Source organism: Romboutsia sp. BSD2780061687b_171204_C1, from assembly GCF_015560225.1.
Lineage (GTDB): Bacteria > Bacillota > Clostridia > Peptostreptococcales > Peptostreptococcaceae > Romboutsia_C > Romboutsia_C hominis.
In genome coordinates, this window is the sequence record NZ_JADMRK010000002.1 from 68,459 (window position 1) to 89,774 (window position 21,316).

At 26.3% G+C, this 21,316-nt stretch carries 21 protein-coding genes, 1 pseudogene and 1 riboswitch; of the genes and pseudogenes, 4 read left to right on the plus strand and 18 right to left on the minus strand.

Annotated elements, in window-relative coordinates:
- Positions 1 to 122: 122 nt before the first annotated feature.
- From I2H23_RS05250 to recQ, 6 genes are all read right to left on the minus strand, one after another.
- On the minus strand, positions 123 to 275 hold the full coding sequence (locus I2H23_RS05250; RefSeq protein WP_176698662.1) for a hypothetical protein: 153 nt from the start codon (positions 273 to 275) through the stop codon (positions 123 to 125).
- Positions 268 to 585 carry a heavy metal-binding domain-containing protein gene (locus I2H23_RS05255; protein WP_092925002.1) on the minus strand — a complete coding sequence of 106 codons (318 nt, stop codon included), beginning with the start codon at positions 583 to 585 and terminating at the stop codon, positions 268 to 270. Before I2H23_RS05255 ends, I2H23_RS05250 begins: the two co-directional genes overlap by 8 nt.
- 131 nt (positions 586 to 716) lie before the next feature.
- The gene (locus I2H23_RS05260; RefSeq protein ID WP_092925000.1) at positions 717 to 1,211 is read right to left on the minus strand and encodes a threonine/serine exporter family protein; all 495 of its coding nucleotides are present in this window, start codon (positions 1,209 to 1,211) and stop codon (positions 717 to 719) included.
- 1 nt (position 1,212) lies between these two features.
- Complete coding sequence (locus tag I2H23_RS05265) at positions 1,213 to 1,974, minus strand: threonine/serine ThrE exporter family protein (protein WP_092924998.1); 762 nt, start codon at positions 1,972 to 1,974, stop codon at positions 1,213 to 1,215.
- Positions 1,975 to 2,186: 212 nt separating this feature from the next.
- On the minus strand, positions 2,187 to 3,035 hold the full coding sequence (locus tag I2H23_RS05270) for a DegV family protein (RefSeq protein ID WP_092924996.1): 849 nt from the start codon (positions 3,033 to 3,035) through the stop codon (positions 2,187 to 2,189).
- A gap of 228 nt (positions 3,036 to 3,263) precedes the next feature.
- Positions 3,264 to 5,723, minus strand: coding sequence for a DNA helicase RecQ (recQ, locus tag I2H23_RS05275; protein ID WP_195581238.1), 2,460 nt, complete (start codon positions 5,721 to 5,723; stop codon positions 3,264 to 3,266).
- 255 nt (positions 5,724 to 5,978) lie between these two features.
- On the opposite strand from recQ, the gene I2H23_RS05280 reads away from it, so the two are divergent.
- Complete coding sequence (locus I2H23_RS05280; RefSeq protein WP_243240001.1) at positions 5,979 to 6,383, plus strand: hypothetical protein; 405 nt, start codon at positions 5,979 to 5,981, stop codon at positions 6,381 to 6,383.
- A 65-nt stretch (positions 6,384 to 6,448) separates the two neighbouring features.
- Here the strand turns inward: I2H23_RS05280 and I2H23_RS05285 are convergent, their stop codons facing one another.
- The 7 genes from I2H23_RS05285 to I2H23_RS05315 form a co-directional block, all read right to left on the minus strand.
- Positions 6,449 to 7,879, minus strand: coding sequence for an alanine/glycine:cation symporter family protein (locus I2H23_RS05285; RefSeq protein WP_092924990.1), 1,431 nt, complete (start codon positions 7,877 to 7,879; stop codon positions 6,449 to 6,451).
- A gap of 448 nt (positions 7,880 to 8,327) precedes the next feature.
- On the minus strand, positions 8,328 to 9,221 hold the full coding sequence (locus tag I2H23_RS05290; RefSeq protein WP_166505718.1) for an NAD(P)/FAD-dependent oxidoreductase: 894 nt from the start codon (positions 9,219 to 9,221) through the stop codon (positions 8,328 to 8,330).
- Between the two features lie 17 nt (positions 9,222 to 9,238).
- Complete coding sequence (gene trxA / locus I2H23_RS05295) at positions 9,239 to 9,553, minus strand: thioredoxin (RefSeq protein WP_092924986.1); 315 nt, start codon at positions 9,551 to 9,553, stop codon at positions 9,239 to 9,241.
- Positions 9,554 to 9,673: 120 nt separating this feature from the next.
- A complete protein-coding gene (locus I2H23_RS05300) occupies positions 9,674 to 10,894 on the minus strand; it encodes a sensor histidine kinase (protein WP_166506271.1) in 1,221 nt (406 codons plus the stop codon).
- Complete coding sequence (locus I2H23_RS05305) at positions 10,884 to 11,555, minus strand: response regulator transcription factor (protein WP_092924982.1); 672 nt, start codon at positions 11,553 to 11,555, stop codon at positions 10,884 to 10,886. Before I2H23_RS05305 ends, I2H23_RS05300 begins: the two co-directional genes overlap by 11 nt.
- Before the next feature lie 261 nt (positions 11,556 to 11,816).
- A complete protein-coding gene (locus I2H23_RS05310; protein WP_092924980.1) occupies positions 11,817 to 11,996 on the minus strand; it encodes a hypothetical protein in 180 nt (59 codons plus the stop codon).
- 94 nt (positions 11,997 to 12,090) lie between these two features.
- Complete coding sequence (locus tag I2H23_RS05315; protein ID WP_195581239.1) at positions 12,091 to 12,669, minus strand: DNA-binding protein; 579 nt, start codon at positions 12,667 to 12,669, stop codon at positions 12,091 to 12,093.
- Positions 12,670 to 13,071: 402 nt separating this feature from the next.
- Between I2H23_RS05315 and I2H23_RS05320 the strand changes: the two genes are divergently transcribed.
- Positions 13,072 to 14,121: a PTS sugar transporter subunit IIC gene (locus tag I2H23_RS05320; RefSeq protein ID WP_330383720.1), complete on the plus strand. Its 1,050-nt coding sequence runs from the start codon at positions 13,072 to 13,074 to the stop codon at positions 14,119 to 14,121.
- A 51-nt stretch (positions 14,122 to 14,172) separates the two neighbouring features.
- On the opposite strand, the gene I2H23_RS05325 is transcribed toward I2H23_RS05320, so the two are convergent.
- Together I2H23_RS05325 and I2H23_RS05330 are read right to left on the minus strand one after the other, a co-directional pair.
- Complete coding sequence (locus tag I2H23_RS05325) at positions 14,173 to 15,363, minus strand: pentapeptide repeat-containing protein (RefSeq protein ID WP_092924976.1); 1,191 nt, start codon at positions 15,361 to 15,363, stop codon at positions 14,173 to 14,175.
- A 131-nt stretch (positions 15,364 to 15,494) separates the two neighbouring features.
- Positions 15,495 to 17,234: a Na+/H+ antiporter NhaC family protein gene (locus I2H23_RS05330; RefSeq protein WP_195581240.1), complete on the minus strand. Its 1,740-nt coding sequence runs from the start codon at positions 17,232 to 17,234 to the stop codon at positions 15,495 to 15,497.
- A 290-nt stretch (positions 17,235 to 17,524) separates the two neighbouring features.
- Positions 17,525 to 17,700, minus strand: a riboswitch (Lysine riboswitch).
- A gap of 187 nt (positions 17,701 to 17,887) precedes the next feature.
- On the opposite strand from I2H23_RS05330, the gene I2H23_RS05335 reads away from it, so the two are divergent.
- Together I2H23_RS05335 and I2H23_RS05340 are read left to right on the plus strand one after the other, a co-directional pair.
- Positions 17,888 to 18,580, plus strand: a complete 693-nt coding sequence (locus tag I2H23_RS05335; protein ID WP_092924972.1) for a superoxide dismutase — start codon at positions 17,888 to 17,890, stop codon at positions 18,578 to 18,580.
- Positions 18,581 to 18,727: 147 nt separating this feature from the next.
- Positions 18,728 to 19,264 (plus strand): metal-dependent hydrolase, encoded by a 537-nt coding sequence (locus I2H23_RS05340; protein ID WP_092924970.1) that lies wholly within the window; start codon positions 18,728 to 18,730, stop codon positions 19,262 to 19,264.
- Positions 19,265 to 19,301: 37 nt separating this feature from the next.
- Here I2H23_RS05340 and I2H23_RS05345 read toward each other — a convergent pair whose 3' ends face one another.
- From I2H23_RS05345 to I2H23_RS15655, 3 genes and pseudogenes are all read right to left on the minus strand, one after another.
- Entirely contained in the window at positions 19,302 to 19,895 is a 594-nt protein-coding gene (locus I2H23_RS05345) for a TVP38/TMEM64 family protein (RefSeq protein ID WP_092924968.1), read from the minus strand.
- Between the two features lie 182 nt (positions 19,896 to 20,077).
- Positions 20,078 to 20,962 (minus strand): mechanosensitive ion channel family protein, encoded by an 885-nt coding sequence (locus tag I2H23_RS05350; RefSeq protein WP_330383719.1) that lies wholly within the window; start codon positions 20,960 to 20,962, stop codon positions 20,078 to 20,080.
- A 253-nt stretch (positions 20,963 to 21,215) separates the two neighbouring features.
- Positions 21,216 to 21,316 (minus strand): annotated as a pseudogene (locus I2H23_RS15655) (NADH peroxidase); the annotation flags it as partial.

Genomic DNA, 21,316 nt, shown 5'->3' on the forward strand with positions numbered 1-21,316 from the left:
ATTATAATTCGTAAATATTTTATATAATAATGTTTATTAAAAGCTTTAATTTTTATATAAAATAAACTTTTATACAATAAAAAAGTATAGCTACACCTATTAGTATAGCTATACTTTCTAGTTTAATATTTATCATACTTATCAAAATCTTCATTTTTCTTTTCTTTTTTTCTTTCTATTATTTTAACTATAATAAGTACTATACTTCCAACTATAATAACAAAAGGTGTTCCTATAGCAAGTATTAAAGCTATTATGAGCCCTATATTACTCATCAATAACAACTCCAGTACCATATGCTAACATTTCAGCAGCTCCTTGCATAACTGCTGCTGATGTTAATCTAAACCCAATTATCGCATTAGCACCTTGTGCTTTAGCATCTTCTACCATTCTAGCTATTGCTATTTTTCTAGCTTCTGCTAACATCTCATCGTATCCTGTAAGTTCTCCACCAACTAATTGCTTAAAACTTGCACCTATATCTTTTCCTATATGCTTTGCTCTAATTGTACTTCCTTTTACTAATCCCTTAACTTCTATAATATTCTTACCTGGTATACACTCTGTAGTTAATATTAACATATATATCCTCCATCTTATTTTATACTAAAATATTTTCCTATTACTAATGAGTATATATTATTCACCTATTTTATTCTATAAACTTTACTATTTTAATATAAAAAAATACCGATAAAAATTATCGGTATTCTTTAAACTATTTCTAAATTATTTTCCCCTGATTTTATACTAGAGTTATTTTTGTTTTTAGTACTTTTTCCTATAAACTTTCCTAGCTTTATATTTCTAAATATAGTAGATACAAATATTATACCTAATGCTAATGCACCAGATATTGCTAATGTATTTACTCCATATTCTATAGCTTTCATATAATCTCCTACTATAAACTGATACATTGTATTATATACTCCATATCCTGGAACCAAAGGAATAAGGCAACATACACTTAATGTTGTAGCTGGTGTTTTATATATTCTTGCACATATTTCGCAGTATATACTAAAGCATATAGCAGATATAAAATATGATATTACATCTGATCCTATACAATGTAGAGAAAATTTGTATGAAAACCAAGCTATGCCTCCACCTATTCCTGCTACTATTAGTCGCTTTCCTTTTATATTAAATATAATTCCAAATCCTATTCCTATAAAAAAAGATGCTATTGATTCTATAATCATACTACATCCCTCCCATCTGAAGATACATACTTATTACAAATCCTGTGCCAACTGCAATAGATACACCTATTAATAAAGCTTCTGCGACCTTAGTAAGCCCTGATATTAATTCTCCTTGCATAATATCTCTTATAGAATTTGTAAGTGCAAGGCCTGGAACTAAAAGCATTATACTTCCAGCTATTATTTTATCTATCTCATGTATAAAACCAATGTCATACATTAATACAGAAAATATAGCTACTACTCCTCCACATAAACTATTTATAAAAAATTCATTTAATGATGATTTGCTTAATTTGTTATATATATATTTTATTATTATACCAATTATAAAAGATCCTAAAATAGCATTAAAATTACCACCAAACAATAATGTAAACATAGCTGTTGATATACCTGAAAATAATAATACTATATTATCCTTATACATATCATCCTTACATATTTTTTCTAGTTCTAGTTCACATTCATCTATGCTTAACTTATCATGATATATCTTTCTCGAAAGAGAATTTATATTATGAACTCTATTTAAATTTACACCTCTTGAGTTAATCCTTTTAACTACTGAATATATCTTACCATTAAGAAATATAGAAACCATTACCGCTGTAGGTGTTGCAAATACTTCTACTTCATCTACATCAAAAGACTGACAAATCCTTGATATAGTTTCCTCTACTCTATACGTTTCTCCTCCACTTTGAAGCATAAGTCTTCCTGCATTGGATGAAAAATCTAAAATTCTATCAATGTTCATAATACACCCCCCTTAAATTCACACAGATTCCATTATAACATAATATTTATTTTTTATATTATGTTTTTGTATATTTATAATAATTAAAATTTTAGATAAATTTAGAATTTTTAAATGTAAATACTAAAGCAATATACGTTAATTTATGTTTTTAAATAAAAAAATAAACTATAAAAATTAAATTATATAACTTTTATAGTTTATCTTCATTATTATATATCACAACATGCAATTCCAAGCACTCCAGGTCCTGTATGTGCACATATGCAGCTTCCTATATTTACAACAACAATGTCTTTTACATTTAAATTTTCACATAAATTATTTTTTAATATTTTTAAATCTCCTTCATTATCTCCATAACCAATTATTATAGTCTTATTAGTTAAATCTTCACCTTGTTGTTCTTTTATAATTTCTACTATATTGTTTATTACTTGTTTTTTACCTCTCGCTTGTGAAAAATGTTTAACTAATCCTTCATCTAAGCGAAGTATTGGCTTTATATTTAACATATTTCCTATTGTAGCCTTAGCTAAAGACATTCTACCACCCTTTTGCAAATACTCTAGCGTTTCTACTGTAAATAAAACAGATAAGTTATTTTTTAAATTTGTCAGATGTTTTATTATCTCTTCTATACTTTTGCCTTCTTTAGCTAACTTAGCTGCACTAAGTACTAAGCATGTACTTCCTATAGATAATGATAATGTATCAAATGTGTGTATATTTTTGTTTTCTATATCATTTTTAGCCATAACAGCACTTTGATATGTACCAGATGCGTTAGATGATCCTCCTATATACAAAATCTCTTCATATTTATCTATGTATTTTTCAAATGCATTTTTAAATGACATATACGTAACTTGAGATGTTTTTGGTAAACTTTCATTTTCCCTTAGCATTTTATAAAATTCATCTTCAGTTAGATCTACTCCATCTATATATTCTCTACCATTAAAAATTATGCTAAGTGGTACTACTTCTATATCATATTTATCAATAAATTCTTTAGGTATATCCGATAAGCTATCACATATTATTTTTATATTATTCATTTTTCCTCCAACTTTTTAACTCTTCTTTTATATCTAAGTTATTACTTTAAGTTTTAATACCAGGTATTAATATCTTAGCATAATAATATTTTTATTTCAATATTTTAAAGTTAATTTTTTACATATTTTAGATTATTTCCAAAATATTCATTAAGTTACATAAAATTTAATTTAACATAAAAAATAGCTTGATACTTTTTAGCATCAAGCTATTTTTTATTCAATATTTTATATATATTTTTCAAGTATTACAGCTCTGATATTTTCATACTTTATATAATCTGGTAGTGACTTTTTTATTACACTTATCTTATCTTCAGAAAACCTTTCACATGCATCTAATATCATTGCTTTATCTTTTTGTTCATACATACTCTCTAAATCTATATTAAAGTTTATGCAATTTCCTTCTTTTATATAATCATATATATATCCTAAAACTGTAGAAAGAGATGTTTCTATTTCTTCACATACATATTTTATATCATTCCCTTGATTCAATAAATCTAGGGCTATTTCATTATTTTTTCTATTTTCTCCATCTATTATAAGCTTAAGTCTTTTTTTATCTTCCCACTCTGGTCTTATATTTTTTTCATTTATATATGAATTTACTACATCTAATATACTTTCACCGTATCTATTTATTTTAACTGGACCCATACCACCTATATCTTTTAATTGTTCTTTAGTAGTTGGATACCTCCCACTTATTTCTTTTAAAGAATTTTTGCTAATTACCATATAAGGTATAGTCTTTTCCTTTTTTGCTATATCTTTTCTTAAATCATCTAAAATATTATATAGATCTTTATCTGTAGTAACTTCAAAATATTCATCTTTAATTTTTGTGTTGTCTTTTTTATTTGTATTATTATCTAATACTTTTTGTTTATCAATATTGTTTCTATTTATATAGGATTCTATTACATCTTTAAATCTAGAACCATACTTTTCATACTTTACTTCGCCTATACCAGATACACTAAGCATTTCTTCTTTTAATGTAGCATAAATACTTGCCATACCTTTAAGAGTTGCATCTCCAAATACCATATATGGAGCTATAGATTCTTCTCTTGCTATATTACTTCTTAAGCTTACTAATTCTTCGTATAATTCATTTTCTACATACTTAGACTTACTTGCTTTAGCTTCTTTTAACTCAACTTTTATTTCCTTTTTTATAACTCTCATTGATTGTTCATTTAATTTTATAGTTGGAAATGTTCCTCTATGTCCTAAATTTTCTACTATATCTAAAAATCCATGTGATACTAATGTATTTATAAAGTTTTTTAAATCTTCACTAGAGTACTTTTTCATAAGACCATAAGTTGATAATTTATCAAATTCTAATTCTAATACTTTTTTATTTTTAGAACCCCTAAGAACATCGACTATTATGGTTATTCCATAGCTTCTTTTCATTCTAGCAATACAAGATATTACCATCATAGCATCTAGTGTCTTATCTACTACCTCTCCATCATTTAAACAGTTGCTACAGTTATTGCATTCATCTTCCATAGTTTCTCCAAAATAATCTAGTATACATTTTCTATAGCAATCACTAGTATATATTAAATCTACCATTTGCTGAAGTTTAGTATATTTAGCTATCTTTCTTTGAGGATTTTCTATGGACGCTTCCACTAAATATTTTTGCGTATGGACATCTTGTGGAGCAAATAATAATATACACTCACTTTCTTCGCCATCTCTTCCTGCTCTACCTATTTCTTGATAGTAGTTTTCTATACTTTGTGGCATATTATAATGAATTACCCATCTTATATTTGGTTTATCTATTCCCATACCAAAAGCATTTGTTGCTACCATTATCTTAATATCATCATTTATAAACTTTTCTTGATTTTCTTTTCTTGTTTCATTACTAAGACCTGCATGATATTTAGATACTAAATAACCTCTTTTTAAAAGTCCATCATGTATATTTTCTACTTCTTTTCTAGTTGATGCATATATTATCCCACATTCATTTTCATGATTTTTAACATAATCTAATAAGTATTTATTTTTAGCAGGGGATTTAATTATATTTATAGATAAATTTTCTCTATCAAACCCTGATATAAATACTTTTGGATTATTTAAATTAAGTACTTCTACTATATCTTTTCTAACTTCATCACTTGCTGTAGCTGTAAAAGCCGTTACTATTGGTCTATTTCTTAAGTTATTTATAAAATATGGTATTTTTTTATAACTTACTCTAAAATCATGTCCCCATTGTGATACACAGTGTGCCTCATCTATTGCAACTTGACATACAACTTTATCATATATTACTGTTAAAAAATCAGAACTATCTAACCTTTCTGGTGCTACATATAATATTTTGCATTTATCATTTTTTATATTGTTAAGTACTTTTTCATATTCACTATTTGAAAGAGAACTATTTATGTACTCAGCTTCTATTCCCATAACCTTTAGTGTATCTACTTGGTCTTTCATAAGTGATATAAGAGGAGATACAACTATAGTTATTCCCTCTAGTACCATGGCAGGTATTTGATAACATATGGATTTACCTCCTCCTGTTGGCATTATAGCAAGCACATCGTTATTATTAATTATAGAATTTATAATATCTTCTTGCCCTTTTCTAAAGTTTGTATATCCATAATACCTATTTAATATATCTAACGGTGTAATATTCATTTATAACCCTCCTAACTGCATAATATATCCTTTGGAGTATTTAGATCTTAATTAATTTAAATTCTATTAATTTACTTTATCTTACCACAAGATTTTAATTTTAACTATTTAGTAACTACAAAATTTATATATTTAATATCTATATATAATTTAACTTCATTATAGAAAAAGCTTATATTATGTATTTAAAATTTTCAATATTCATATTATTAAGTAGTAATAATATATTAAATTCTCTTAATACTGGAGGAATTTATGTTAAAAGAAACCGAATATCTTTCTAAAGAAAAATATAATCTACTAAAAAAATATAACCTTCAATTAAATGATGATTTATATTGGGAATCAAACCATAAGAAATACCCTAAAGTTAAATATTTTTCCAATAAGTTTGCTAAAAATCACTCAACTCTAGCTTTATTATTTTATATACACAAGTTATGTTATGCTAAAATAAAGTATTTTGAAAAAAATTTCAATAAATATATACCTTATAAATATGACTACAAAAAAGGATTTATAGAGTGTGAGCTATTTGATATGGAGTTTATGTTGCATATTCCTAGTAATGTAATTATTGATATTAGAAACTTACAAGAAATTAAAAATATAGATGAGTTTCATGATTTTTGTAGATACCTAGAAAGCTATGAATTATAATTAAAATTAATGATTTTAACTAAAAAAGTGCCTTTTAATTAAAAGGCACTTAAATTTATTCAATATTACATACTCTTTGTTTTTCTTATTTCAGTATTGTTCCAACACTGAACATTTTCAAGTCCTTTTATATTTGATGCATCAAATACTGGACTTTTAATTCCATTTTTCTTTTGATTAGTATAATCTTCAAGTGCTATAAAAGCATATTTTCCTAAAAGAGCTATTGCTATTAAGTTTATTATAGCCATAAGGGCCATAAATACATCTGCTAAATTCCAAACTACATCTACTTGAACTACTGAACCAAATAAAACCATACATACAACTAACACTCTAAATATATTTAAAACAGTTTTATTGCTATTCATAAACTCTATATTTGATTCTCCATAGTAATAGTTACCTACTATTGAACTAAAAGCAAATAAGAATATACATAAAGCTATAAATATATGTGCAAAACTTCCTATATGAGAAGATAGTGCTGCTTGAGTTAACTCTATTCCACTTAATCCACTAGTTGAGTATCCTGGATATAAAAGTACTATAAATGCTGTACATGTACAAATTAAGATAGTATCTGTAAATACTCCAAGTGTTTGTATTAATCCTTGTTTAACAGGATGTGATGTATCTGCAGTTGCTGCTGCATTTGGTGCACTACCCATACCAGCTTCATTTGAGAATAGTCCTCTTTTTACTCCAGTAAGTATTATTCCTGCTGTCGTACCTACTGACATTTCTCTAAAATTAAAGGCATTTTCAACTATAAGCTTAAGTACATTTGGTATTTCACCTATATTTATTACAACTACAAATAACGCTACTAATATATAAAGTCCTGCAAATATTGGAACTATTATCTCAGATACTTTAGCTATTCTATGAACTCCTCCAAATATAACTATTGCTGTAAGTATTGTAATTATTATCCCTATAGTTAATCTATCAATTCCAAATGCTGAATTAAATGCAAGTGAAACTGTATTAGCTTGAACAGCATTAAATACAAATCCAAAACATATAGTTATTAGAATAGAGAATAATATTCCCATCCATTTTTTGTTTAGCCCTTGTTCTATATAATAAGCAGGTCCACCTCTAAATCCATCTTTGTCTTTTATCTTAAATATCTGTGCTAATGTACTTTCAACAAAACTTGATGCAGAACCTATTAATGCTGTTATCCACATCCAAAATATAGCACCAGGTCCTCCAACTACAACAGCCATAGCAATCCCTGCAATGTTACCTGTTCCAACTCTAGATGAAGTACTTATACAAAATGCTTGAAACGACGATACCTGTCCTTCTTTTTTATTTTCCTTAGATGCACCTTCTCCTAAAAGCTTAAACATTTCTTTAAAATATCTAAATTGTACAAACTTAGTCTTAACACTAAAGTAAATTCCAAGTGTTACTAACATAGCTATTAATATATATGTCCATATAAAATCGTTAATGCTTAATATTAAGCTATTTAAATTTTCCAATTTCAATCCCTCCTAAATTAATTATAAATACTTTTATATAATTGCCCTTTTTAAAAATATTATTATATATTTCAAAAATTACTGGCTAATAAATATTTTTGAATTAATATTTCTTTTTTATTCATTATAACTATATTTTCAATACTTTTCAAGTCATTTTTTGCATAATTAATTTTTCCATTTGCAAATTTCTAATTTTACAATAAATTCAATTTAACTTAAACCATTGATTTTAGTTATTTTACTAACTTTTCTAAGTGTCTTTTAATTTTATTTTATTATGTTAATTTATTTTATAGGTAAGTTATTAATATAATTATTAACTTATCTCTTTATTAATATTAGCTTGTATCATATCTACATTTATTGTAAAAGTGTTTTTTATAACAGATGTATTGAAATATGGCATAAAAAAAGCACTTAGATTTTAATCTAAGTGCTTTTTTTATTAATTATTCTTTTTTTGTTCTATTTTTAATTTATCTAAATAGGCTACTGCATTTAATGCTGCTATTTGACCTTGACCAGCTGACTTTATATAAGAATATGGTTTACCAACACAGTCTCCTGCTGCAAAGCATCCATTTATACTTGTGTTCATATTAATATCAACCTTAATATGTGGTCCTTCTGTCTCTATTCCTGGCACTAATGATTTAGGCGAAGCACTATCTTTTATTACAAATACTCCATCTACGTCTATTTCTTGTTGTTTTAATTCTACTTTATTTACTAAATTTTCTCCATGGATTTGAACAGGTCTATCATTTATAACTTCTATAGAACTATCTAAACCATCTGAAGATCTCATAAGACCTTCTCTTTTATACATAGGTATAAAGTAAGTCTTTGATGCTATTTCACTTAAGAAGTTAGCTTCTTCTTCAGACTCTTTATTATAACCTATTATAGCTACTTTTTTATCTCTATATAAAGGAGCATCACATGTTGCACAATACCCTACACCTTTACCTAGAAATTCTTCTTCACCTTTTATTGGCTTACCATACTCTACACCTGTTGCAAGTATAACTGTAGTAGCTTCAAACATTTCATCCCCTGACATTAAAGCAAAGTAATCTCCCATAGCATATACGTTATTTATTTTTTTATCTACTATTTCAATATCCATGCTTTCTATATGTGCTTTAAATTTATCTCTTAAATCTTCTCCACTTATATCATAAAATCCTAGATAATTCTCTATTGATGGAGCTTTTACTAATTTATTACTTAAATTATCATTTCCAAATACTATTATATTTTTATTTCTTATTTTTGCATTTATTGCAGCAGAAAGTCCTGCTGGCCCACTTCCAATTATTGCCATATCATATCTCATATTAACCACCTATCATTTTATAAATGTGACTTAACTTTTGATTTAATTGCTTCTTTTGGCATAAATCCTACTAATGATTCTACTGGTTTTCCATCTTTAAATATCATCATTGTTGGTACAGTAGATATATTAAATTTTTGAGCTATTTCTAAGCTTTGATCTATATCAACTTTTATAAATTTTGCATCATCCATTTCATTTCCTAATGATTCAAATACTGGTGCTAACATTTTACAAGGTCCACACCAAGTTGCAAAGAAATCTACTACAACTACCCCTTTACTTTCTTCTACTTCCCCTTTAAATTGTGATGTTTTTATTATTTTAGCCATTTTCTTACCTCCTAAATACTCTCTTATCTATAATATGAATTATATTACAATATAGTTATTATTTGTAACATTAATTTATATTATTTATATACCCCCTATATATATCACTAAACAATTTGTTTATCTAGGGATTATTAGTTTAAAATATGTATACTCATTTTCTTTAGAATCTACAGTTATTGTTATACCAAGATTTATAGCAATCATTTTTGCAATAGATAATCCTATTCCTGAGCCATCTATATCTTTATGTCTTATACTATTGCTTCTAAAAAATCTGTCAAATATATAATCGATATCTTCTTTTTTTATACCCATTCCAGTATCTTTTATATATATTATAATATCGTTATTTTGTTCATAAGCACTTATTGATATACTATCCCCACTTTTTGTGTATTTAAAAGAGTTATCTATAAATATTAATAATAACTGTCTTAACTTATTTTTATCTGTAAATATTTTTTTATTCTTTAATTTAATATTAGTATGAAATTCTTTTTCTTGAATCTCTGCTATATCTGCATAATTTTTACTTATCTCATCTATCATTATATTTATATCTACATTTTCTTTTATAATATCATTAGTACTATCTTCTTTACTTAATGATAATAAATCACTTATCATCTTCTTTATTCTTCTTGTTTCTTTCATAGCATCAGCTATAGATTCAACTTCATCAGATATAGTACTATCTGGATGCTTTAATAAGCTTTCTAACTTTGAAGATACTATGGCTATTGGAGTTCTAAGCTCATGAGATGCATCCTGAACAAATTTAGCTTGATTATTCCAAGCAGTTTCTATTGGTATTAGTGCTTTTTTAGTTAAATAAAGTGCTACAAAATATGTTATTATTACAGCTACTAATACTCCTATTATAAATACAAATATAAGTTGTTTTAACGAGTTTCTTTCCGAATCTATATTTCTTATTATTTGTATTTTATATTTACCAATATCAATGTTTAATTCTCTAAAAGTATATCCATTTTCAGTGTACGTAAAGAAAGTATCATTCTTATTATTTTTAGGTCTTGGTAATAGTTCATTAAAATAGCCATTTTCTGTGTAATATCTTATTCTATTTCCCTCATAAACATAGACCATATTACTTGGGTCTTTTAACACTATTGGATAAAATATAGATCTATTATTAAGTTGCATAGTTATATTTTCTAATTCAGCTTTAAGATTTTTGTCTATATTGCTATATGTAAGTCCTTTAAAGTAAGAATATATAAATATAGAAAATATTATAAGAAATGCTACTACTACGGCTATATTTATTTTTATTAAACGATTTTTAGTTTTACTAAATACATTTTTATTTATCATCAAATATATATCCTACTTTTCTTTTAGTTTTTATATAGTTATCATATCCGTACTTGCTAAGCTTCTTTCTTAAATTGCTAACATAAACTTCAACTATTTCTATAGTAGCATCTGAATCTATTCCCCAAATTCTATCATATATTTGTTCCTTTAAAAGTATTGTTCCTTTATTTATTATAAAATACTCAAGTAAATTAAACTGCTTATTTTGAAGATTTAAATCTTCACCATTTATAGATGCAGTTTTATTATTTGTATCTAAATATAAATCTTTAAATACAATTTTATTATTAGATTTTATTTTTCCATTAGTCCTTAACATTGCATATACTCTTGCTACTAATTCTTCCATATAAAATGGCTTTGTTAGATAATCATTTGCTCCTATCTCAAATGCTGATACCTTATCGTTTAAACTTTCTTTAGCAGTTAAAATAAGTACTAATGTATCTATTCCGTTTTTTCTTATAGACTTTAATATATCTAATCCTGATATATCAGGTAACATTAAGTCTAGTATAATTAAATCATATATATTTTGTTTAATATTGTATATGGCTTCTTCTCCAAAACTACATGAATCTATTTCAAAATGATTTTTTAGTTCCTCCTCTAGACTTTCTAAAAGTTTAGAATTATCCTCAACAATTAAAACCTTCATACCAATCTCCTTAATTTTAATATAAGTTTATTACTATTAATTTCCTATATAATATAAATAATTATACAATACATATATATATTTTTAAAACATTTACAGTCACCAAATAAAAAAACCTAATGTATAGCTTATAATATAAACTTAACAATAGGTTTTTCATCATTTTTAATCATAATTTTATTTTTCCTCATATTTAATGTATATAACTTTTACATCTTTAACACTGTCTAATATAGGAATGTCTATTTAAAGCCTTACTTATTAACTTTGAATATTATTTGAATTATAAGTATTTATTATGTTTACAAATTCATCAATAGAAACGACATTGTCTTTTACCATAAACTCATTGTAGTACCAATTTGCAAAATCAGGGTTAGCTAATGTTGAGTTTAATTTTTCAAAGTCTATCTCTTCTTTATTGTAATTATTTTCATTCATGTTTACCACCCCTTTTTATTTAACCTTATTATTAATCATATAAATACGATTTATTCACTTCAATTCCCTCTTTTTTATTTGTATACTTAACCCTTTATAGTAAATGTTTATTTTCCTTTAAAAAGTTTTTTAATGCTTGAGTTATTATTTCTTGTTTAGTAAAACTTGAATTACTACATAACCTTTCAAAATCTTCCCATATTTTTTTATCTACCCTTATGCTAGTTGATTTTAGTTCATCTATATTATTTTCTTCTATTACTATGTCTTTTTTAGAAGTTTTTGTCTTAGGCTTTATTGCCTTAACATCCCTAACTTGTAAGTACCAATCATATACTTCACATAACTTGTCCATATCCTCAGGTGTTAAATTTACTTTCTTATCTCTTTTAGGTTTTTGTGTTTTTCTTTTAGTATTATTTTTTTTTACATTTTCCTTTTTTTCTACTTTAGTGTTTTTAATTTCATTAAATTCTATTTGTTTTTTCTCTTCTTTTATGTCATCTATGTCATCTTTTAACTCATACTTTCCATTTGTTAATTTGTACCCTTTTTTATTTAAGTAACTTCTTAATGTTTGTGGTTTTATCTCCATCTTATCTGCTATATCTTGAAACTTTAAGTTTTTATTTTGTAGTTGCAAAAATATTTTTATTCTTTCGTTTGCTGTCATTTTTTTCTCCTTGTAATTTAGTTAATTTATACCTACATATTATCATAAGAGTTTTATTTAGACAAAATTATGTGTTATAGTTTATATTATATATTTTTATTGTATTTTAAAATAATAATTTATTTTTTTATTATATTTTATGTATTCAATACTTTTTAGAGGTAATATTTTCATTTTTTTAAATTCAATTAACATTTACTGTAAACTTTCTTACATATTTTAAAATAATAATACATTTTTCTTTTAATTTTAGCATTTTTTTAACAAAACTATTTACAATTGTCGAAATGTGCTTTATAATCAAAATTGTCTTAAGATTTCTTTAAGTAAATATGACGTTAAGGAAAACAATACCTTAAGCAAATAAAACATTACATTTATATACTTAGGAGGAAAATTAGCATGATGCAAATACTTACAAGTACAGCATTATTATTAGTTGTACTGGCATTATTCACATTATTTAGTTACAAGGCACCTCACGGAATGAAGGCAATGGGTGCATTAGCAAGTGCTGCTTGCGCAAGTTTCTTAGTTGAAGCATTCCACGCTTCGCTATTTGGACAACAATTTGGTATATCTTTCTTAGAGAAAGTTGGAGCTGCTAACGGTTCTTTAGGTGGTGTAGCTGCTGCTATATTAGTACCTTTAGCATTAGGTGTATCTCCAGTATACGCTGTATTAGTTGGTTTAACAGTTTCAGGATTTGGAATACTTCCAGGATTCGTTGCAGGATACTTAATATCATTCGTTGTTAAGTTCTTAGAAAAGAAAACTCCTGCTGGTCTTGATTTAATAGTTATAATATTAATTGCTGCTCCTTTAACAAGAGCAATAGCAGGATTTATGGATCCTATAGTTAATGATACATTAATGCAAATAGGACAAGCTTTAACAGCTGCTTCTACTACATCTCCAATATTAATGGGTATAATACTTGGTGGTTTAATAACAGTTGTTGCTACTGCTCCATTATCATCAATGGCTTTAACATCTATAATAGGATTAACAGGTCTTCCAATGGCAATAGGTGCATTAGCAGTATTTGGTTCTTCTTTCATGAACTTCGTATTCTTCTCAAAAATGAAATTTGGTTCAAAGAAAGATACAATAGCTGTTGCTATAGAGCCTTTAACTCAATCAGATATAATAACTGCTAACCCAATACCAGTATTTGTTACTAACTTTATAGGTGGAGCATTATCAGGTGTTGTAGTTGCATTAGTAAGTTCTTATGTTGCACCACTTGCAATAAGTGTTCCTGGTATGGCAACTCCTATAGCTGGTTTCGCTGTTGCAGTTGGTCAAAACGGAACTCCTGCTTTAATAGCTGCTGTTGGATGTATAGTAGTTAGTATAATAGGTGCTTTAATAGGACATACATTATTCAAAAATACAAAAATACTTACTGCTGATGAGATACGTGGAACAGAAGAATCTTCTGCAGCATAATATATAAAAAAAAAGAACGTAGATAATTCTACGTTCTTTTTATATATATTACTATCTTACAACTTTTCTCGTTAGAGTTCCTATACCTACTCCCATCATAATGATTCCTACAAGCATTTCAATATTTGCTACCATGTATGCTACTTCTGTGGGCTTTGAATTGTTAAACCCAACAGCTCCAAACATACCTACACTTAAATTTATAACCTCATTAAAATCTTTAATAAACTGTTTTAGGTTCCATGTACCAATATTACTTAAACTATATTTTATAACCTGTCCATCTAACTCAATACCTACTGCTAAAAATATAAATGCAAATATTATCATTATTACTAAAGATGATAATACACAAAGCCAAGGTCTTTCTCCATACCCACATGCTAACCAATATATATACGAATTTATTTTAGGTAAAAATTTAACACATTTTCTTTGTGTACATTTCCCTATATAATAATATTCTCCAAAATTATTATTCAAGTTATTTTCCTTAAATTTTTCGGACAAAGTTTTATATGTCATATATATACCTTCATATTCATTTTTATCCTTAACTCTAGGTTCAATTTTATCAAAAAATGTTTTAGCATCAAATTTAGTTGTAAATTTATCATCAAACATTATATCTTGTATATATGTATTTGAAATTTTAAAGCCTGAAAGATCACAATCTATAATCTCAAACATATCAATTTCACTATTTATTATAATTGAAGATTTTAAATATGTTAATTCAAAACTTGTGTTACTAATCTTACATTTTTCGAAAATACAATATGATAAGTCACTATTTAAAAATTTTGCATATATATCACAATTATAGAAACTACACCCTATATTGTCTTTTTTATTTAAAGAAGGTCGTTTTTCACTTCCTTCTTTTATGAATATACAATTTTCAAATACAACTCCTCCACCGCTAAAATTGCAATCATTAAAAGTACAACCTATAAATGTGCAGTCTTTGAATTTAATATTTTTAAAATCACATTTTCTAAATTTAGCGCAAATTATATCTTGCTCTACTATTTCATAAAAATCTTGTTCGTCAAATATACCATCTTTGCCGATTAGTTTATCTTTTATTTTATTATAGCTATATTTTGAATTATTATCATAATCATTTAGTTCTATTTTTTTTGTAGTTGCATCTTTATAAAATGTTTCGTTATTTTTTTTTCTATTTGATAATTGTTCATTCACTACGGCCTTTTCTTCTTCAAAATTTATATATCCCATAGAATAACTCCTTGCTTTTAGATGAAAAGAAAACGTAAAATATATTTTACGTTTTCTTTTTTTACAATTATTATTATCTTATTTTATAATTATTATTCTATATAATACAAACTCTATTATTTTAAATAAAACTAATCCATAGTATAAATAATATTATCAACTTCTTCATACGTTTTCTTACCTAATACATGTATACCTATAAATGTAGCTAATAAAGCTATTGGTAATACTATATAAACAGGTATACCAAGTCCTGCCGGTATATATCCAAATAATACTGTTATTACGGCTGTAAATAATGCATAAGGCATCTGTGTATTAACATGATCTATATGATTACATCCAGCTCCCATTGATGACATTATTGTAGTGTCAGATATTGGTGAGCAGTGATCTCCAAATATAGCGCCTGTTAGTACTGCACTAGTACTAACTACTATAAACGACATTTCTGGGTTTATAGAATGAGCTAGTGGTATTGCAAGAGGCATAAGTATTCCCATTGTTCCATAAGCTGTTCCTGTAGCAAATGATATTATGGCTCCAAGTATAAATACTACACTTGGTAATAAAAAATTTGGTAGTGTTCCAGATAATAATGTTACTAAGTATTTAGCTGTTCCTAGTTCTTTTATAACAGAACTTAATGACCATGCAAGTATTAATATAACCCCAGTCATAATAAGTCCCTTCATTCCATCTATCCAAGCATCTATAGCTTCAGAGATTGTAAGTATATTTTTACTAACTCCAAGAACTATGCCTACAATACTTGCAAATAAAGCTGACTGGAATAATGCAACCGAAGCATCTGCTCCACTAAACGCCTCTCTTATAGCATCAAATGAATATGGAGAATTAGTAAATAATTGTATTAGATTTTGGTTATCTGAGTTCATAGCTGCTGTGTATCCGCTATAATAAAAAGAAATTAACGCAGCTATTATTAATGTTCCTATAGGTATTATTGCATTCCATGAACTTAATTTTATACCTTCTTTTGGCTCTAAATCAGAATTATCATTACTAACATTGTTTGAATTGTTATTATTTTTATTAACACTTCGGGCTTTAATTTGAGCTTCTCTCATTGGTCCAAAATCCTTAGCTAGAACTGCTGATATAACTATAAATGCTAATATTAATATATTATAAAATCTATATGGTATGGTATTTAAAAATACTCCAAATGCATCAGCTTCTACTCCTATACCGTTAAATGCATCATTTATAAGTCCAACTTCAAGACCTATCCATGTAGATATTATAGCAAGCCCAGCTATAGGTGCAGCTGTAGCATCTATTATAAACGCTAGTTTTTCTCTTGATAGTTTCATTTTGTCTGCTACTGGTCTAACTATAGGACCAACTATTAATGAATTTGCATAATCATCAAAGAATACTAATAATCCTAAAAACCATGCTATAAGTTGAGTCCCTCTAGCGGTCTTTGATCTTTTGGCTAGGCTCTCTGCTATAGCTTTTGCACCACCCATTCTAGCTACTAGGCTTATAACCCCACCTATAGCTAAAACTTGAAGTATTATACCTGCATTCCATGGATCTGCTAATGAATTTAATGCCCTATTTACTATATCTAAAAATGCATTAACAAAAGCAACTATAACATTTCCAGATGACATGTTTATTATAAAGCTTCCTGAAAATATACCTACAAATAACGATATTACTACATTCTTAGTTATAAATGCTAAAACTATAGCAACTAATGGTGGTATTAAAGTTATCATCTTAAGTCTTTCTGAATTTATAGTTGATATATCATCCCCCCCTGCAAATACTAATGGCATAGACATCATAAAAATTATAATAGTCATTAATAATACCCTAAAATTTCTCTTGCTTCTCATAAAACTTCCCCCTTAAAATTGTTTAGTCTCTAGTGAATATAAGGGTATAAAAAATTCGCTTCGCTCATGTCGCCAACGACTTCGTCCGTTGCTCAAAATGTCTTTTTTACGCTCTGCAAACTGATTGGTATTACTCAACTTCAATAATTATCCACATTCTTTAAAGTATCATATTTTCCTAAAGCGTAAAAAAGTCTTGAGTATACACTCAAGACTTATAAATTTTTACATAAAGTTATACATTAACTTTTTAGACACAGCAATATAACTATACCTATGTATAAATTTTTCTCAAATGTAGCTCTTCACAAAATAAATTGTGACAGTGATACATATATTTTATGTACCCCCAGGCATATAACCTTAAAGCATCAGCTATACCCTTCGGCAATAGTTCCTTTCCTAATGATTCTACGCGCTTAACTCCTCATTAGTACTTTTAAATATTGCGACCTCTACCCTTTTTATTTTATTCACTTTTATTATTAATAGTATATATACCTTTATTTTTATTTTCAAGTATAAAAGATTTTTTTTATATCATTTATAAATAATATATAATAATTTTGTTATTTATATTTAAATTTATAAATTATTATACCTTTTGTAAATTTTTTTATAAATAGTAAACATACTAATTATGAGGTGATTTTATGAAAAAATTTTTATTTATAACTTTATTATTAACTATATTTTTTAATCCACAAAATATTTTCTCTTTATCTCCAATATATACCCCCAAAGAACCTATGCCTCTACCTTATTCTTATGATTCTCTTGAACCTTATATAGACAAAGAGACTATGATCTTACATTATGATAAACATTATAAATCTTACTTAGATAAATTAAATAATGCCATAAAAGGATACCCTGACCTTTATGCTTGTAGTATTTCTGATTTATTAACTTGTCTAGATTGTTTGCCTAGTGAAATAGCTAAAACTATAAAAGATAATGGTGGAGGAGTATATAATCATGAATTTTTCTTTGAAATAATGTCTCCTAATAGGAAAAAATTACATGGAAAATTAAAAAGTGCCATAAACAGAGACTTTAAATCTTTTGATAATTTTAAAAATGAATTTAATAAAGCTTCACTAAGTGTATTTGGATCTGGATGGGCATGGCTTGTATCTGATGACTCTGGAAATCTATCGATTATAACTACTCAAAATCAAAATACTCCTATTACATTAAACTTAAAACCTATAATTGGAATCGATGTATGGGAACATGCTTACTATCTAAAGTATCAAAATAAAAGGGCCGAATATATAAATAATTGGTTTAATATTATAAATTGGAGTAAAGCGGAAGAAAACTATATTCAAAATCTAAAATAAAAATTTATAATAATTTGTAGATTTTAAGTATATTCAATCCTTTTAAAATTATATTTTAAAAATAGTTTTTGAAAATTTTTACAATTTACTATATAATTAATACAAATATAATTATCAATAATATTATACTATCACCTAGGAGGTTTAATGGTAAAAGAAACTCATACTAAGGGAGGCTATATATTTGCACTTTTAGCGCTCCCTTATTTATATAAAACATTTTTAAATAATTATAGTGTATTTTATAAAGCTATTTTGCTTTTAATATACACATATTTTGCATATATAGGTTCATTATATCCTGATATCGATATGAGAGGTTCTTATATAAGTAAAAGATATCCTATTATATATAAATATTTTGGTTCTAGATTTAGGCATAGGAGCTTTACACATAGTCTAATTTTTATATCTTTACTTGCTTATGGTTTCAATTTTTTAATAAAATCTACAGATAGTAATATAGTATTTATATGTGTATCTTGTGGCTTTTTAGTAGGATATGTATCTCATCTAGTTTTAGATCTGCTAACTAAGGAAGGTATAGAGATTTTTTACCCTATAACCATTAATTTTTCATTCCTTCCTATAAAAACTAATTCTAAGACAGAAAAGTTAATATGCAAAGCTTTAAACTTTATAGTTATATTTTTACTAGGATATAGATTTTATATATTACTTTAATAACCCACCTAATATTAGATGGGTTATTTTATATATTCTATACATTTTCAGTTTCATTATCTTTTTCATGATTCTCTAAACTTTTCTTAACTTTATTACCTATAGTCCATGATAAAAATACTAATAAACAAAATACTAATATTTTAACAGGACTGTTTATAAAACCTTTTATGTCACTCATTGGATAACTTATAAATAAAAACATTATAAACTTTCCTGATAGCATTGCAGGTATAAAACATTTAGGATCCACTTTACAAAATGCAGATGCTATTGTTACTAAAAAACTTGGTACAAAGGGACAAGAATAAGCAAAAAATAGTAACTTAAATCCTTTTTTGTCCATCCATTTTATTGCTTTATTTACTTTTTTATTTCTAAATTTATTAAATAACTTATTATCGTTAAATCTACTAATAATTAAAAATAGCAATGCAGTACCTAAACCAGATCCTATCCAAGATAGTACAAGACCTCCAAATAGCCCAAGTAAAAGTGCATTAGCTCCTACTATAGCCATAAGAGGAAGTATAGGTAAAAAGCTTTCAATAAAGCTTGCTAGTAATCCTATTATCATGGTTAAAATCCAATAGTTTTGTGCAAAATGATTTAATTCTTGAATATATTCCATAATCTATTTCTCCTTATGTCTATTATATATTATAGTATACACTATTTTCACTTAAATTCACCATATTTTGACTAAAACTTCATATAACAATTGCTGCCATTTAACCTTTAAATAGCTCCTTCTAATATATTAATTAAAATAAATAAAAGCTAATACAGATAAACTTCCGTATTAGCTTTTATTTATAGACCTAAATCTTCCTTTTTCACATGTAAATCCATTTGTGGATAAGGTATGCTTATATTTTCTTCATCAAATCTTAATTTGACCTTCTCTAATAGGCTAAAATGTATATCCCAATAATGTTCCGATTTACACCATACTTTAACTATAAAGTCAACAGAACTTGGACTATGAGCACTAACACCTATAAATGGTTTAGGATTATCTAAAACAAACTCTTGTTTTTTTACGATATCCGTTAATACTTCCTTAACATGGAGTATATTATTTTCATATCCTACACTAAATGTTAAATCAACTCTTCTTTCTTCCTTTGCTGAATAGTTTATTAAACTACCATTTGACAATGTTCCATTTGGTATTAATATTAACTTATTGTCTATAGTTGTCAATTTAGTATAGAATAACCCTATTTCTTCAACTGTACCTTCATAAACTCCAGTTTGTATATAATCCCCTACTTTAAATGGTCTAAGTAATAATATTATAAAACCACCTGCAAAGTTAGATAAACTGCCTTGAAGGGCTAAACCTATGGCAACCCCACCAGAAGCTACAATCGCTGCAAGACCTGTCAATTTAACATCCCAATAGCCAAGAATTCCTATAAATAATATAACTTTTAACACACCTGCTGTTAATGACTGTATGAATCTTCTTAATGTTATATCAACATCTCTTTTTTCTAAAAATACTCCAAATTGTTTTACTACCTTTTTTATAATCTTTAATCCTATAGATATAACTATAAGACCTATTATAAGCTTTATTCCATATTCAGTAACCCATCCTATAAATTTTTCAATAAGTGTATCAAGTGGCATTTTACTCATTTGTTGTACCTTACTCGACACTTCTTTTGCTATTGCATCTGGATTTGTCATTTATAACCACCTCTTTTAAAACTTTCGACTTTTTACTCATACATATTACCTTATTTTTTGCAATATGTCTATATAATACAATTATTTCAAAAATATAACTATTTAAAATTATAGGTCCTTTTAATTAGCTATTGTAACTTTAACTCACATATTACCTAACTACAATATTTATCCACATTTTTAAAATATCATAATTTCCTTAAGCGTAAAAAAAGGTTGCCTAAGTTTAGACAACCTTTAAATATATTATAATTTATTTAGCATCAAAATGTCTTTGTAATAAACCTAAGAATGCTTTACCATGTCTTGCTTCATCTTTACACATTTCATGTACTGTATCATGTATAGCATCAA

Bases quoted from the DNA above. Each gene is read 5' to 3' on its own strand.
- I2H23_RS05345 (WP_092924968.1), bottom strand. From the start codon at position 19,895: ATGGAATATATTCAAGAATTAAATCATTTTGCACAAAACTATTGGATT.
- I2H23_RS05310 (WP_092924980.1), bottom strand. From the start codon at position 11,996: ATGAATGAAAATAATTACAATAAAGAAGAGATAGACTTTGAAAAATTA.
- I2H23_RS05330 (WP_195581240.1), bottom strand. From the start codon at position 17,234: ATGAGAAGCAAGAGAAATTTTAGGGTATTATTAATGACTATTATAATT.
- I2H23_RS05350 (WP_330383719.1), bottom strand. From the start codon at position 20,962: ATGACAAATCCAGATGCAATAGCAAAAGAAGTGTCGAGTAAGGTACAA.
- I2H23_RS05315 (WP_195581239.1), bottom strand. From the start codon at position 12,669: ATGACAGCAAACGAAAGAATAAAAATATTTTTGCAACTACAAAATAAA.
- I2H23_RS05290 (WP_166505718.1), bottom strand. From the start codon at position 9,221: ATGAGATATGATATGGCAATAATTGGAAGTGGGCCAGCAGGACTTTCT.
- I2H23_RS05320 (WP_330383720.1), top strand. From the start codon at position 13,072: ATGATGCAAATACTTACAAGTACAGCATTATTATTAGTTGTACTGGCA.
- recQ (WP_195581238.1), bottom strand. From the start codon at position 5,723: ATGAATATTACACCGTTAGATATATTAAATAGGTATTATGGATATACA.
- I2H23_RS05270 (WP_092924996.1), bottom strand. From the start codon at position 3,035: ATGAATAATATAAAAATAATATGTGATAGCTTATCGGATATACCTAAA.
- I2H23_RS05335 (WP_092924972.1), top strand. From the start codon at position 17,888: ATGAAAAAATTTTTATTTATAACTTTATTATTAACTATATTTTTTAAT.
- I2H23_RS05305 (WP_092924982.1), bottom strand. From the start codon at position 11,555: ATGAAGGTTTTAATTGTTGAGGATAATTCTAAACTTTTAGAAAGTCTA.
- I2H23_RS05325 (WP_092924976.1), bottom strand. From the start codon at position 15,363: ATGGGATATATAAATTTTGAAGAAGAAAAGGCCGTAGTGAATGAACAA.
- I2H23_RS05265 (WP_092924998.1), bottom strand. From the start codon at position 1,974: ATGAACATTGATAGAATTTTAGATTTTTCATCCAATGCAGGAAGACTT.
- trxA (WP_092924986.1), bottom strand. From the start codon at position 9,553: ATGGCTAAAATAATAAAAACATCACAATTTAAAGGGGAAGTAGAAGAA.
- I2H23_RS05255 (WP_092925002.1), bottom strand. From the start codon at position 585: ATGTTAATATTAACTACAGAGTGTATACCAGGTAAGAATATTATAGAA.
- I2H23_RS05260 (WP_092925000.1), bottom strand. From the start codon at position 1,211: ATGATTATAGAATCAATAGCATCTTTTTTTATAGGAATAGGATTTGGA.
- I2H23_RS05340 (WP_092924970.1), top strand. From the start codon at position 18,728: ATGGTAAAAGAAACTCATACTAAGGGAGGCTATATATTTGCACTTTTA.
- I2H23_RS05250 (WP_176698662.1), bottom strand. From the start codon at position 275: ATGAGTAATATAGGGCTCATAATAGCTTTAATACTTGCTATAGGAACA.
- I2H23_RS05280 (WP_243240001.1), top strand. From the start codon at position 5,979: ATGTTAAAAGAAACCGAATATCTTTCTAAAGAAAAATATAATCTACTA.
- I2H23_RS05300 (WP_166506271.1), bottom strand. From the start codon at position 10,894: ATGATAAATAAAAATGTATTTAGTAAAACTAAAAATCGTTTAATAAAA.